Here is a 13,876-nt window from a genome sequence, read left to right as displayed (position 1 = left end):
TTCGATAATTTCTACAAGCGAGGAGGATCGCCATGGGCGTGACCAATCGGTTGGCCTGTTACTCCGACCCCGCCGACCACTATTCCCACCGAGTGCGCATAGTACTGGCAGAGAAGGGTGTCAGCGCCGAGATCATTTACGTGGAGGCTGGTCGCCAGCCACCTAAACTGATTGAAGTGAACCCTTATGGCAGTCTGCCCACACTGGTCGATCGCGACCTGGCGTTGTGGGAGTCGACTGTGGTGATGGAATATCTGGATGAGCGTTACCCGCATCCGCCGCTACTGCCGGTTTATCCCGTGGCGCGTGCCAACAGCCGCCTGCTGATACACCGCATTCAGCGCGACTGGTGTGGTCTGGTGGATCTGATTCTGGACTCGCGGACCAAGGAAGCGGCCCGTGTCGTGGCTCGAAAAGAGTTGCGCGAAAGCCTGACGGGTGTGTCGCCACTGTTTGCCGACAAACCGTTTTTCCTCAGTGAGGAACAAAGTCTGGTGGATTGCTGCCTATTGCCAATACTCTGGCGATTGCCGATTCTGGGTATAGAACTGCCGCGGCCGGCCAAGCCGCTGCTTGATTATATGGAGCGCCAGTTTGCGCGTGAGGCTTTCCAGGCAAGTCTGTCTGGTGTCGAACGCGACATGCGCTAAGGCTTAAGGAGCCGTTATGAACTCCAGTCGACCTTATCTGGTCCGTGCGCTCTATGAGTGGATTGTGGACAACGATTGCACCCCGCACATGCTGGTCAATTCCGAGTACCCGTCGGTGCAGGTGCCTCAGGGGTTTGCCAGTGACGGACAGATTGTCCTGAACGTATCGCCACAAGCCGTGCGTCATTTGCACATGGATAACGAGGCGGTCAGTTTCGAAGGGCGTTTTGGTGGCGTACCGCACACCTTGTACGTGCCAATTGCTTCGATCCTGGGTATCTACGCCCGGGAGAATGGCCAGGGCATGGTGTTCGATCTGGAATCGCCGATGGGCGAGGACGACGAGATCGAACCGGATGACGATCTTCCGCCACCTGACAGTGAGCCACCGCGTCCAAGCGGTCGCCCCAGTCTGAAAGTGGTGAAGTAATAAAAAAGGCGATCCAGATGGATCGCCTTTTTTATTGCGCGGGATTGCAGGTCAGTCGATGTACTCGAACAACTTCACAATCTTCTGTACGCCGGAAACGCCCTGAACCAGGTTGGTCGCCTGCGCCGCTTCCTGCTTGGTCAGCAGGCCCAGCATGTAGACGATGCCGTTTTCAGTGACAACCTTGATGCGCGAGCCAGGGATGTTCGCATCGGTGAGCATCTGGGCCTTGATCTTGGTGGTCAGCCAGGTGTCGTTCTGGCGTGCCAGCAACGAGGAGGGTGGCAGGACTTGCAGTTCGTTGTGTACCTGTTTCACGCGCTGGACAGCGGCGGCGGCCTGTTCGGCCTTGGCCTTGAGGTCAGCGCGTGGCGTTTGCCCGGCGAGCAGCACGACACCGTTGAAGCTGGTGACGACGATGTGTGAATCCTTATCCAGGGCCGGGTCGGCCTTGGCGACGTTCACACCAACCTTGGTGTCGATCAGGGAATCGTCGATCTTGCTGCCCAGTGTGCGAGTGCCACGGTCATCTTCAATCGGTGCTTCACGGCTGGCGGTCACTACCGAGGTGCAGCCGCTGATGCCGAGGCACAGGGTCAAGGCCAGTAGGCCAAGGCGATTAGGGGTCATTCTTCACTCCCGAACAATTGGCTGTCGATCAAGTCGCAAAGGCAGTGGATCGCCAGCAGGTGGACTTCTTGAATACGAGCGGTGACGTTGGCCGGTACGCGAATCTCGACGTCCTCGGGCAACAGCAGCGACGCCATGCCGCCGCCATCACGTCCCGTCATAGCTACGACAATCATTTCGCGATCATGTGCGGCCTGGATCGCTTGAATTATGTTGGCCGAGTTGCCGCTGGTGGAGATAGCCAGCAGCACATCTCCCGGTTGGCCGAGTGCACGGATCTGCTTGGAGAAGATTTCGTTGTAGCTGTAGTCGTTGGCGATCGAGGTGATCGTCGAGCTGTCGGTCGTCAGGGCGATGGCCGGCAGGCTCGGGCGCTCGCGCTCAAAGCGATTGAGCAGCTCGGACGAGAAGTGCTGGGCGTCGCCAGCCGAACCGCCGTTGCCGCAGGAAAGCATTTTGCCTTCGTTGAGCAGGGCGTTGACCATAACCTGGCTGGCTTGCTCGATGTGCGGTGCAAGTACTTCCATCGCCTGTTGCTTGGTGTCGATACTGGCCTGAAAAAGCTGGCGAATTCGGGATTGCATGTCCATCTGTGTGACCTTAAGTAGCGCGGCTGTTCGGCACGTGAATGTGCAGCCCGCAAAGCAAAGAGCAAAAGTGTTGGGTGATAGTGTCCGGTTCGCAATGCCGGCGATCAGCCGTCGAAGGCATTCTGTAGCCAGTTCAATTGATCGAGGTTGCTGTCGATGGCAATCACGTCGAAGCGGCAAGGGGAATTGGCCCAGCGCGGCTCGCGCTGAAGAAAGTATTGCGCGGCGAAAACCAGTTTTTGCCGTTTGCGCTCATCGATGCTATCGAGCGCGCCACCCCATTGAGTGTTTTTTCTGTAGCGGACTTCAACGAATACTACTGTATCGCCATCTAGCATGACCAGATCAAGCTCGCCGCGTTTACACAACCAGTTCTGCGCCAGCAGGCGCAGACCCTGTTGTTGAAGATGCTCGAGCGCATGGCGCTCGGCATCCTTGCCGCTTTGCTGGCGTGACCTGTCGGGCATCAGCGAGCGGTGTCCGGCAGGCGCTGAACCTGACCATTGGCGAACTCGGCCCATGGCAGCTGGCGCACGACCCGCTGGCTCTGAGACATGCCAAGGCTGCCCGACTCACCGTCGATGCGGCTGTCCGGCAGTGACTTGAGCTGGCCCAGGCGTGGCGCCAGGCGATAAGCGTCAACGCCCATGGCATAGAGGCGCCCCAGGCTGCCGGCGGCTTGTGGCCACTGAGCAGTGACCTGGCGGCGCAGTGGATCATTGGCGTCCAGCAACCATGGCGTCTCGCAGAAGCGAATGCCATTCATGTCGTTGTACTGGTTGACGTCACCGCTGGCGCTGAACACGTGGGAGGTGGCGTAGACTGGAACATCGCCAGCGTACTGGAAGTTCAGGGTCGGTTTGATCTGCTGGGCCTGTTGCGGTGTTGCGGCGAGGAAAATGAACTCGATGTCCTGGCGGCGCGATGGCTGGGCAGCCACTTGCGAGCCAACGGTGCTTTGCAGGCTCTTGGCGCGGCCTTCGCTCTGACGCAGCTGGAACATGTCGGCAATCTGCTGGGCCAACTGGACCGGCTGATCGACGCGTTCGGTGACGACGATGGTGCCGCCATTGGCTTGCCAATCCTGGCTGAACGCCTTGAGTACGCGGTCGCCCCATTCACCTTTCGGCACCATGATGGCTGCGCGATGCAGGCCGTCGGCGCGAGCGCGGCGCGACACTTCGCGGGCTTCGTCTTCGGCGGCAAGGCCGAACTGGAACAGCTGCGCCGGGCCTTGATCGCCCTCGCTGTAATTGAGTGCCAGGGTGGTGATCGGCAATTGCGGGCGAGTGCTCAGCTGTTTGACCAGCGGCTTCTCCAGCGGGCCGACGACCAGTTGCACGCCATCGGCCTGGGCCTTGCGGTAGAACTCATCCATGGACGTCAGGCGCGAGCTGTCATAAAACTCGATGGCAGGTGGTTTCTGCCCGGCCTGTTGGGCCTGGTAGTGAGCGGCCATGAAGCCGTCGCGCAGTGCCTTGCCGACCGAGGCCAGTTGGCCGTCCTGAGGCAGCAGCAGGGCGATCTTACTCAGGGGCTGGCTGGCCAGCTCCTTGAGTTGGGTTAGTGACTGCGGCAATTGTTTGGCTGCCGGGTGCTTCGGATTCTGCGCGCGCCAGTTATCGATGGCGGCCTGTTGCTGCTCCAGGGTGCCGGCGGATTTCACGGCCAGTGCCAGGGCCATCCAGCCGCCGAGGTCGTCGGTGGTGTTTGGCTGCAACTGATCGGTCGGCAGCGAAGCGATCAGGGTCCAGATGGCTTCATGGTTTTTGCTCGCGGCTTCGCCTTTGAGCATCGGGGCGATGAAAATGCGCTCGCGGGCTGCGGCGAGGGTCTGGCCATCGGCTTCAAGTGCGCGGGCATGAACGGTGCCGGTGCGGACCTGTTGTTCGACGGGCAGTTCACTCAAGCGTTGCATGCTTGGGTGGCTCAAGGCGGCCAGTGCGGCCTTGGGCTGATTGCGGGTCATGGCCAGTTCGGCCGCCAGGGTGTTGGCGAAAACCTGTGGGCCAGGCTTGAGCTGTTCGATCGGAACCTGTTGCAGGATTTGCGCGGACTGGCCGGCATTGCCCTGGTGATAGGCCAGGTCGGCAGCGCTCAAGCGCAGCAGGGCGGCATCTTCCGGTGATTTGCTTTGGGAGGCCTTCTCAAGCAGTTGCTCGATACTGGCGTCCGGTGTCCGTGGAAGTTCGCCAAGGCTGGACGAGGGCGAGCTGGCGCAAGCCGCCAGCAAGGCAGCGAGGCAGAGGGCAGATAACAGCCGCAGGCAAGCGATCATGTAAGCGTTCCTGATACTCGATCAAATTAGCGTGGAATTGTACCCAAGCACTGGCCGGGGCGCGATGTTACTGGCGTGAATCGATCAATTTAGCTGGTGTAAATGTTGCGCCAGCGCACAAACGGTCACCGATACCTCGTTTGCTTGCGGGTATCGTGAGTCTCGCTACGCGCTACAATGGCGACTTTTACCGATCATGAGGTGTGCGCTTTGACTGCTCCAGGTGCTTTGAATTCCGCTGCTGGCTCGCTTTATGTGGTGGCGACGCCCATCGGCAACCTGGATGACATCAGTGCGCGGGCGCTGAAGATCCTGCGTGAAGTGGCCTTGATCGCCGCGGAAGACACCCGTCATTCCCAGCGCTTGATGCAACACTTCGGCATCTCGACGCCATTGGCGGCCTGCCATGAGCACAACGAGCGTGATGAAGGTAGTCGCTTTATCACTCGCCTGCTTGCCGGTGACAACGTGGCGTTGATCTCGGATGCCGGGACGCCGCTGATTTCCGATCCGGGTTATCACCTGGTGCGGCAGGCCCGGGCGGCGGGCATCAATGTGGTGCCGGTTCCGGGTGCCTGCGCATTGATTGCAGCGTTGTCGGCGGCGGGGCTGCCTTCCGACCGTTTCATTTTCGAAGGCTTTCTGCCGGCCAAGGCGGTGGGGCGGCGTGCGCGTCTCGAGCAGGTAAAAGAAGAACCTCGCACATTGATCTTCTATGAGGCCCCGCATCGCATCCTTGAATGCCTGCAAGACATGGAGCTGGTGTTCGGTCCCGAGCGCCCGGCGCTGCTTGCCCGTGAGCTGACCAAGACGTTTGAAACCCTCAAGGGGTTGCCGCTGGCGGAGCTACGCGAGTTCGTCGAGTCGGACAGCAATCAGCAGCGCGGCGAGTGCGTGGTGCTGGTGGCGGGCTGGTCCGCGCCCGAGGAGGAAGGTGCTGTCAGCAGCGAAGCGATGCGCATCCTCAACCTGTTGCTCGAAGAAATGCCGCTCAAGCGTGCGGCGGCGTTGGCGGCGCAAATCACCGGCGAGCGAAAGAATGTGCTGTACCAGATCGCGCTGGATCAGCAGAAGGGCGAGTAAAACCCGACGCATAGGCGTGCTCAATGGCGCTTGGCGCTTGTTCTTCGGGCGCTGTGCCGGTAACCTTCGCGGCGGAGAGTCGATCGGACAGTCGCTGCCCTCTATGAAAATTAGGGGGGGGAGGAAAGTCCGGGCTCCATAGGGCGAAGTGCCAGGTAATGCCTGGGAGGCGTGAGCCTACGGAAAGTGCCACAGAAAATAACCGCCTAAGCGCTTCGGCGCCGGTAAGGGTGAAAAGGTGCGGTAAGAGCGCACCGCACGTCTGGCAACAGTTCGTGGCTAGGTAAACCCCACTTGGAGCAAGACCAAATAGGGTCCCAAGGCGTGGCCCGCGCTGGGACCGGGTAGGTTGCTAAAGATGTCCAGTGATGGCCATCGTAGACGAATGACTGTTCAAGACAGAACCCGGCTTACAGATCGACTCTCCACCTTTTTCTCCTCTCTGCTTAATTTATTGGGCAGAGTGTGTCGGTGGTAGCAATTTCCCTCCTGCACCATCGTCAGCAGAAGCGGTTTTGTGATATCGATTAGCCCGCGCTTGTAGTGATCGCATAAACTCCACGCAGCACCGGTTTCCCTCCTTACACAATCATCCGCAGAACCTCTTTTGTAATACCAAAAAAATCTTACTCTTAATAAATTACTTTAACTTCCGAACGCAGCCTCCCGTGCTGATTCAAGTTATCGGTCAGTTTCATCTGCCGGATTCTCGTTACCTCTCCGTTAATGCTCCTAAATCTCAGTTCTGTAAGGGTTTTCCTTTGCTCCGTGCCTTGACGGTGTGGTGGGCGCATTCCTATAGTGTGCGCAAGTGGCGGAAAGTGGCATGAAGTGGGTTTTTTGAACTCAAAACGCTAGAATTTGGAGAAACGCTGACGTGTTTCGCGGAGCCAACGCTATCAGTCTCGATGCAAAGGGCCGTCTCGCAATGCCGAGCCGGTACCGTGACGAGCTCGATTCGCGCAGCTCCGGTCAGTTAATCGTGACAATTGATGCCGTTGATCCTTGTTTGTGTGTTTACCCCCTCGATGAGTGGGAAATTATTGAAACCAAACTGCGCGCACTGCCTTCGCTTCGCGAAGAGAACCGTCGCCTGCAACGTTTACTGATTGGTAATGCCGTCGACCTCGAGCTCGATGGCAGTGGTCGTTTTCTGGTTCCGCCGCGTCTTCGTGAATATGCCAAGTTGGATAAGCGCGCGATGTTGGTAGGCCAACTGAACAAGTTCCAATTGTGGGACGAGGATGCCTGGAACGCGGTTTCTGCCGCTGACCTGGCTGCCATTCAACAACCGGGCGCGATGCCTGATGAACTGCGTGATTTGATCCTGTGACTATTGATAGCGGCTTTAACCACATCACCGTACTGCTTGACGAAGCCGTCGAGGCTCTCGCCGTACGTCCTGATGGCTGCTATCTGGACGGCACGTTTGGGCGCGGCGGACACAGCCGGTTGATCCTCAGCCAGCTCGGTCCCGATGGTCGGTTGCTCGGATTCGATAAAGATCCACAAGCGATTGCCACTGGGCAGACGCTAGCGGCCGAAGACGGCCGCTTTGTCGTTGTGCAGCGCAGCTTTGCCGAGCTCGGTTCGGAAGTCGCCGAACGCGGTCTGGCCGGCAAGGTCAGCGGCGTTCTGCTGGATCTGGGCGTGTCTTCGCCACAGCTCGACGACCCTGAGCGCGGCTTCAGCTTCCTCAACGACGGTCCCCTGGATATGCGCATGGATCCGTCCCGTGGCATCAGCGCCGCCGAATTCGTCAACACCGCTCCGGTGGAAGAAATCGCCCGGGTGTTCAAGGAATACGGCGAAGAGCGTTTCTCCGGCCGCATGGCCCGTGCCGTGGCCGAGCGCCGCGACATCAAGCCATTCGAGCGCACCGGTGACCTGGCTGAAGTCCTGAAGGTCGCCAACCCGGCGTGGGAAAAGGGCAAGAACCCTGCAACCCGCGCTTTCCAGGGATTGCGTATTCACGTCAACAACGAACTGGGTGATCTGGAAACCGGTCTCGAAGCCGCGCTGGAGTGCCTGGAAGTGGGCGGTCGCCTGGTGGTGATCAGCTTCCATTCGTTGGAAGACCGTATCGTCAAACTGTTCATGCGCAAGCTGGTCAAAGGCGAAGCCGACAACCTGCCGCGCAACCTGCCGGTTCGGCATGTCGCCTTCGAACCGAAAATCAAAGTCCATGGCAAAGCGCAGACGGCCTCCGACGCCGAACTCAAAGCCAACCCACGTTCCCGTAGCGCTGTCATGCGCGTGGCGGAGAAGCTGCGGTGAGCAAGCTTTTCGCCAAGCCATTGCCCGGCGGAAGCTTCTTCATGCTGCTGCTGTTTATCGGCGTGCTCGTGTCGGCCATCGGCGTGTCCTACAGCGCGCACTGGAACCGTCAGCTATTGAATTCGCTGTACAACGAACTGAGCGTGCGCGACAAGGCGCAGGCGGAGTGGGGCCGGTTGATTCTGGAGCAGAGCACCTGGACCGCCCACAGTCGTATCGAAGTGCTGGCTACCGAACAATTGAAAATGCATATCCCTGGTGCCGCTGACGTGAAGATGGTGGCGCCATGATGAAACTCGAAGGTGCACTCTTTCCTTGGCGGTTCCGCGTGGTGCTGGGTTTGCTCGGTATCATGGTGGCCGCGATTGCCTGGCGCATCATCGATTTGCAAGTGGTCGACCGTGCCTTCCTTAAAGGTCAGGGCGATGCCCGCAGTGTTCGTCATATTCCCATTCCGGCTCACCGTGGTCTGATCACCGACCGTAACGGCGAGCCTTTGGCCGTGAGTACTCCGGTCACCACCCTTTGGGCCAATGCCAAGGAAATGCAAACAGCCAAAGAGAAGTGGCCGGCACTGGCGGTTGCCTTGGGGCAGGACCCGAAAGCCCTGGCCGAACGTCTCGAAGCCCAGGCCAACAAAGAATTCATTTATCTGGTGCGCGGACTGACCCCGGAGCAGGGCCAGGCTGTGCTCGATCTGAAGGTGCCGGGTGTTTATGGCATCGAAGAGTTCCGGCGTTTCTACCCGGCCGGCGAAGTCACTGCTCATATGGTCGGGTTTACCGACATCGATGATCACGGTCGTGAAGGCGTCGAACTGGCCTACGACGAATGGCTGGCCGGGGTCCCTGGCAAGCGTCAAGTGATCAAGGACCGGCGCGGCCGGCTGATCAAGGATGTGCAGGTCACCAAAAACGCCAAGGCCGGTAAGCCCTTGGCGTTGTCCATTGACCTGCGCCTGCAATACCTGGCCAACCGCGAATTGCGCAATGCGATCATCGAGAACGGTGCCAAGGCCGGCAGCCTGGTGATCATGGACGTGAAGACCGGCGAGATTCTCGCAATGGTCAACCAGCCGACCTACAACCCGAACAACCGCCGCAACCTGCAGCCGGCGATGATGCGTAACCGCGCGATGATCGACGTGTTCGAGCCAGGCTCGACGATGAAAGCGATCTCGATGAGCGCCGCGATCGAAACCGGCCGCTGGAAACCGAGCGACACCGTCGAGGTGTATCCGGGCTCCTTGCAGATTGGCAAGTACACCATCAAGGACGTTTCCAAGACCGAAGGTCCGGTGCTCGACCTGACCGGCATCCTGATCAACTCCAGTAACGTCGGCATGAGCAAGGTCGCGTTCGATATCGGTGGCGAAACCATTTTCCGTCTGGCGCAGAAAGTCGGCCTCGGCCAGGACACCGGCCTGGGCTTTCCGGGCGAGCGCGTCGGCAACCTGCCGAACTACCGCGAATGGCGCAAGGCAGAAACCGCCACGCTGTCCTACGGCTACGGTATCTCCGTGACCGCGATCCAGCTGGTCCACGCCTTCTCGGCCTTGGCCAACAATGGTCGCCTCGCACCGCTGACCCTGATCAAGACTGACAAAGCGCCGCAAACCACCCAGGTGCTGCCGGAGGCGGTCGCGAAAACCATGCAGGGCATGCTGCAGCAAGTGATCGAGGCCCCGCGCGGTGTATTCCGTGCGCAGGTGCCGGCGTATCACGTGGGCGGCAAGTCGGGTACTGCGCGTAAAACCTCGGTCGGCACCAAGGGTTACGCCGAGAACTCCTACCGTTCGCTGTTCGCCGGCTTCGGCCCGATGAGCGACCCGCGTTACGCCATCGTGGTGGTAATCGACGAGCCGACCAAGGCCGGTTACTTCGGCGGCCTGGTTTCCGCACCGGTGTTCAGCCGCGTGATGTCGGGCACCCTGCGCCTGATGAACATTACCCCGGACAACCTGCCACCTACTCAACAAGCGAACGCAACACCGGTCGTTCCGCTGAAAGCCAATGGAGGGCGCGGCTGATGTCTCTGAGCCTGAACAAGATTTTCCCTCACGCCGGCCACGATCTGCTGATTCGCGAACTCGCCCTGGACAGCCGCAATGTGCGCGCGGGCGATCTGTTCCTCGCCGTGCCGGGTGGGAAATTCGATGGGCGCGCGCATATTGCCGACGCCTTGCAACGCGGTGCTGCCGCAGTGGCCTATGAAGTAGAAGGCGCCACAGTCCTGCCGATCACTGAAGTGCCGCTGATTCCGGTCAAAGGCCTGGCGGCTCAGCTGTCGGACATCGCCGGGCGCTTTTATGGCGAGCCGAGCCATCACCTGAACCTGGTGGGCGTGACCGGCACCAATGGCAAGACCAGCGTGACTCAATTGGTTGCCCAGGCACTGGACCTGCTCGGCCAGCACTGCGGCCTGGTCGGCACGCTCGGTTCCGGTTTCTACGGCGCGCTGGAAAGCGGCCTGCACACCACGCCGAATCCGATTGCCGTGCAAGCGACCCTGGCGGACCTGAAAAAGGCCGGGGCCAAAGCCGTGGCGATGGAGGTTTCTTCCCATGGCCTGGACCAGGGCCGCGTGACGGCATTGGCCTTCGATGTGGCGGTGATGACCAACCTGTCCCGCGATCACCTGGATTACCACGGCACCATGCAGGCTTACGGCGAAGCCAAGTCCAGGCTGTTTGCCTGGAATGATTTGAAATGCCGCGTGGTCAACCTCGACGACAAGTTTGGTCGGCAACTGGCCGCCGACAAGTGCGAATCGCGGCTGATCACCTATAGCCTGGAAGATTCCAGCGCTTACCTGTATTGCCGCCAGGCGCAATTCGACGACGAAGGCGTGCGCGCCACGCTGGTCACGCCACAAGGCGAGCACCACTTGCGCAGCACCTTGCTCGGTCGCTTCAACCTGAGCAATGTCCTGGCGGCGGTCGGCGCGTTGCTCGGTCTGGATTACGCCCTGGACGAAATCCTCAAGGTGCTGCCTCAGCTTGAAGGCCCTGCCGGTCGCATGCAGCGTCTGGGCGGTGGTTCGCAGCCGCTGGTGGTGGTCGATTACGCCCACACCCCGGATGCCCTGGAAAAAGTATTGCTGGCCCTGCGTCCGCACGCCAAGGGCCGGTTGTTGTGCCTGTTCGGCTGTGGCGGCGACCGCGATCGCGGCAAGCGCCCGTTGATGGCTGAAGTGGTCGAGCGCCTGGCCGATGGCGTGCTGGTGACCGATGACAATCCGCGCACTGAAGACCCATCGGTGATTTTCGATGACATCCGCGCCGGTTTCACGGCAGTGGATAAAGTGGAATTCGTTGCCGGTCGTGGTCAGGCAATTGCCCGGCTGATCGCCAGTGCCTCAGCGGATGACGTGATTGTCCTGGCCGGTAAAGGTCACGAGGACTATCAGGAAATCAACGGCGAGCGTCATGCCTTTTCCGATCTGGTCGAGGCCGATCGCGCCTTGACTGCGTGGGAGGTGACCCATGCTTAAGGCCTTGAAACTGAGTGAACTGACTGCTGCGCTGAATGCTCGCCTTGTGTCCGTCGATGCCAGCTTCGACGGTGTCAGCATCGACAGCCGTGCAATCAAGCCGGGGCAGTTGTTCATTGCCCTGACCGGTCCGCGTTTTGACGGTCATGACTATCTGAACGAAGTCGCCGCCAAGGGCGCCGTGGCTGCGCTGGTCGAGCGTGAAGTCGCTGGCAGCACGCTGCCGCAGTTACTGGTCAGCGACACCCGCCAGGCCCTGGGCCAGTTGGGCGCGCTGAATCGCGTCGCCTACGTCCATCCGGTCGCGGCCGTCACCGGTTCCAGCGGCAAGACCACGGTCAAGGAGATGCTTGCGAGCATCCTGCGCACGCGCGGCGCAGTGCTGGCCACTCGTGGCAATTTAAACAACGACCTCGGCGTGCCGCTGACCTTGCTCGAACTGGCGCCGGAACACACCGCTGCCGTGATCGAACTGGGTGCTTCGCGTCTGGGCGAAATTGCCTACACCGTCGGCCTGAGCAGGCCGCACGTGGCCATTCTCAATAACGCCGGGACCGCCCACGTCGGTGAGTTCGGCGGTCCGGACAAAATCGTCGAAGCCAAGGGTGAGATCATTGAAGGGCTGGATGCCGATGGCGTCGCCGTTCTCAATCTCGACGACAAGGCATTCGGTATCTGGAAGGCGCGCGCCGGTGACCGCAAAGTGCTGACGTTTGCGTTGAGCAACACCAGTGCCGATTTCTACGCCAGTGACCTGGCCACCGATGCTCGCGGCTGCCCGGCGTTCAACCTGCACAGCCCTGAAGGCTCGGAGCGCGTTCAACTGAACCTGCTCGGCACCCACAACGTCGCCAATGCCATGGCCGCCGCTGCCGCCGCCCATGCCCTGGGTGTGTCGCTGTTCGGTATCGCCGCCGGCCTTGGCGCGGTGCAACCGGTCAAGGGTCGCACCGTTGCGCAATTGGCCAGCAATGGCATGCGCGTGATCGATGACACTTACAACGCCAACCCCACCTCAATGTGCGCTGCCGTTGATATACTGGCCGGCTTTTCCGGTCGCACCGTCCTGGTGCTCGGGGATATCGGCGAGTTGGGCGAATGGGCGGAGCAGGGGCACCGCGACGTGGGCGAGTACGCCCGTGGCAAGGTTTCTGCGCTGTACGCCGTCGGGCCAATGATGGCTCACGCCGTGAACGCATTCGGTCCGCAGGCTTTTCACTTCAGCACACAGGCTGAACTGATCAAGGCCCTGGGTGCCGAGCAAGACACAAATACCACCATTTTGATCAAGGGGTCGCGCAGCGCTGCGATGGAAAACGTCGTCGCCGCCTTGTGCGGGTCCAGTCTGGAGAAACATTAATGCTGCTGCTGCTAGCGGAGTATCTGCAACAGTTCTACAAAGGCTTCGCGGTCTTCCAGTACCTGACCCTGCGCGGGATTCTCGGTGTACTGACCGCGCTGGTCCTGTCGCTGTGCTATGGCCCATGGATGATCCGCACGTTGCAGAACCGTCAGATCGGTCAATCCGTTCGCAACGACGGCCCGCAGTCGCACCTGTCCAAGTCGGGTACACCGACCATGGGTGGCGCGCTGATTCTGTCGTCCATCGGTGTCAGCACTCTGCTGTGGGCTGACCTGAGCAACCGTTACGTCTGGGTCGTGTTGCTGGTGACCCTGCTGTTCGGCGCCATCGGCTGGGTCGACGACTACCGCAAGGTCATCGAGAAGAACTCCCGTGGCTTGCCGAGCCGCTGGAAGTATTTCTGGCAGTCGGTGTTCGGCCTGGGCGCGGCGATCTTCCTTTATATGACTGCCGCTACGCCGGTGGAAACCACCCTGATCCTGCCGATGCTCAAGGACTACAGCATTCCGCTGGGCGCAGGCTTCATCGTGCTGACCTATTTCGTGATCGTCGGTTCGAGTAACGCGGTCAACCTGACCGACGGCCTCGATGGCCTGGCGATCATGCCGACCGTGATGGTCGGTGGTGGCCTGGGCATTTTCTGCTACCTGTCGGGTAACGTGAAATTCGCCGAATACCTGCTGATTCCTTACGTACCGGGCGCCGGTGAGTTGATCGTGTTCTGTGGTGCACTGATCGGAGCAGGCCTGGGCTTCCTCTGGTTCAACACCTATCCGGCACAAGTCTTCATGGGTGACGTCGGCGCACTGGCGCTGGGCGCTGCCCTGGGCACCATCGCGGTGATCGTCCGTCAGGAAATCGTCCTGTTCATCATGGGCGGCGTGTTCGTGATGGAAACCCTGTCAGTCGTCATTCAGGTTGCCTCTTTTAAACTGACCGGTCGCCGTGTATTCCGCATGGCGCCCATTCACCACCACTTTGAACTCAAGGGCTGGCCCGAGCCGCGCGTGATCGTCCGTTTCTGGATCATCACCGTGATTCTCGTGCTGGTTGGCCTTGCCACCCTGAAGCTGAGGTAGAAAT

General features: G+C 60.2%; 14 protein-coding genes and 1 other RNA gene. 11 read left to right on the top strand and 4 right to left on the bottom strand.

What is annotated here, in order from left to right; genetic code table 11:
* The first annotated feature begins 32 nt into the window (after nt 1-32).
* Nucleotides 33-650, top strand: coding sequence for a glutathione S-transferase N-terminal domain-containing protein (locus tag KGA96_RS06555; RefSeq protein ID WP_007939828.1), 618 nt, complete (start codon nt 33-35; stop codon nt 648-650).
* 16 nt (nt 651-666) lie between these two features.
* Nucleotides 667-1,080: a ClpXP protease specificity-enhancing factor gene (locus KGA96_RS06550; protein WP_007998247.1), complete on the top strand. Its 414-nt coding sequence runs from the start codon at nt 667-669 to the stop codon at nt 1,078-1,080.
* A 51-nt stretch (nt 1,081-1,131) separates the two neighbouring features.
* Here the strand turns inward: KGA96_RS06550 and KGA96_RS06545 are convergent, their stop codons facing one another.
* The 4 genes from KGA96_RS06545 to KGA96_RS06530 form a co-directional block, all read right to left on the bottom strand.
* Nucleotides 1,132-1,710, bottom strand: a complete 579-nt coding sequence (locus tag KGA96_RS06545) for a BON domain-containing protein (RefSeq protein ID WP_046041915.1) — start codon at nt 1,708-1,710, stop codon at nt 1,132-1,134.
* On the bottom strand, nt 1,707-2,300 hold the full coding sequence (locus tag KGA96_RS06540; protein ID WP_028624534.1) for a phosphoheptose isomerase: 594 nt from the start codon (nt 2,298-2,300) through the stop codon (nt 1,707-1,709). The genes KGA96_RS06545 and KGA96_RS06540 overlap by 4 nt, the downstream gene beginning before the upstream one ends.
* A gap of 104 nt (nt 2,301-2,404) precedes the next feature.
* Nucleotides 2,405-2,767: a YraN family protein gene (locus tag KGA96_RS06535; RefSeq protein WP_046041917.1), complete on the bottom strand. Its 363-nt coding sequence runs from the start codon at nt 2,765-2,767 to the stop codon at nt 2,405-2,407.
* On the bottom strand, nt 2,767-4,578 hold the full coding sequence (locus KGA96_RS06530) for a penicillin-binding protein activator (RefSeq protein WP_046041918.1): 1,812 nt from the start codon (nt 4,576-4,578) through the stop codon (nt 2,767-2,769). Before KGA96_RS06530 ends, KGA96_RS06535 begins: the two co-directional genes overlap by 1 nt.
* Before the next feature lie 177 nt (nt 4,579-4,755).
* Here KGA96_RS06530 and rsmI point away from each other — a divergent pair, with 177 nt between their 5' ends.
* From rsmI to mraY, 9 genes are all read left to right on the top strand, one after another.
* Nucleotides 4,756-5,661 (top strand): 16S rRNA (cytidine(1402)-2'-O)-methyltransferase, encoded by a 906-nt coding sequence (gene rsmI / locus KGA96_RS06525; RefSeq protein ID WP_162130270.1) that lies wholly within the window; start codon nt 4,756-4,758, stop codon nt 5,659-5,661.
* A 75-nt stretch (nt 5,662-5,736) separates the two neighbouring features.
* An RNA gene (gene rnpB / locus KGA96_RS06520) (RNase P RNA component class A) lies at nt 5,737-6,090 on the top strand.
* A 448-nt stretch (nt 6,091-6,538) separates the two neighbouring features.
* On the top strand, nt 6,539-6,994 hold the full coding sequence (gene mraZ / locus KGA96_RS06515) for a division/cell wall cluster transcriptional repressor MraZ (protein WP_007917012.1): 456 nt from the start codon (nt 6,539-6,541) through the stop codon (nt 6,992-6,994).
* Complete coding sequence (rsmH, locus tag KGA96_RS06510) at nt 6,991-7,938, top strand: 16S rRNA (cytosine(1402)-N(4))-methyltransferase RsmH (protein WP_007972589.1); 948 nt, start codon at nt 6,991-6,993, stop codon at nt 7,936-7,938. The genes mraZ and rsmH overlap by 4 nt, the downstream gene beginning before the upstream one ends.
* Nucleotides 7,935-8,228 carry a cell division protein FtsL gene (gene ftsL, locus KGA96_RS06505; protein WP_046041919.1) on the top strand — a complete coding sequence of 98 codons (294 nt, stop codon included), beginning with the start codon at nt 7,935-7,937 and terminating at the stop codon, nt 8,226-8,228. Before rsmH ends, ftsL begins: the two co-directional genes overlap by 4 nt.
* The gene (locus tag KGA96_RS06500) at nt 8,228-9,967 is read left to right on the top strand and encodes a peptidoglycan D,D-transpeptidase FtsI family protein (protein ID WP_185754813.1); all 1,740 of its coding nucleotides are present in this window, start codon (nt 8,228-8,230) and stop codon (nt 9,965-9,967) included. The genes ftsL and KGA96_RS06500 overlap by 1 nt, the downstream gene beginning before the upstream one ends.
* Complete coding sequence (locus KGA96_RS06495; RefSeq protein ID WP_046041922.1) at nt 9,967-11,430, top strand: UDP-N-acetylmuramoyl-L-alanyl-D-glutamate--2,6-diaminopimelate ligase; 1,464 nt, start codon at nt 9,967-9,969, stop codon at nt 11,428-11,430. Before KGA96_RS06500 ends, KGA96_RS06495 begins: the two co-directional genes overlap by 1 nt.
* Nucleotides 11,423-12,790: a UDP-N-acetylmuramoyl-tripeptide--D-alanyl-D-alanine ligase gene (locus tag KGA96_RS06490; RefSeq protein ID WP_046041923.1), complete on the top strand. Its 1,368-nt coding sequence runs from the start codon at nt 11,423-11,425 to the stop codon at nt 12,788-12,790. Before KGA96_RS06495 ends, KGA96_RS06490 begins: the two co-directional genes overlap by 8 nt.
* Nucleotides 12,790-13,872, top strand: a complete 1,083-nt coding sequence (mraY, locus tag KGA96_RS06485; protein ID WP_016773275.1) for a phospho-N-acetylmuramoyl-pentapeptide-transferase — start codon at nt 12,790-12,792, stop codon at nt 13,870-13,872. The genes KGA96_RS06490 and mraY overlap by 1 nt, the downstream gene beginning before the upstream one ends.
* The last annotated feature ends 4 nt before the right edge of the window (nt 13,873-13,876 follow it).

It is taken from the genome of Pseudomonas sp. GL-R-26, assembly GCF_019947365.1.
GTDB lineage: Bacteria > Pseudomonadota > Gammaproteobacteria > Pseudomonadales > Pseudomonadaceae > Aquipseudomonas.
This window is presented reverse-complemented; position numbering and strand designations above follow the sequence as displayed.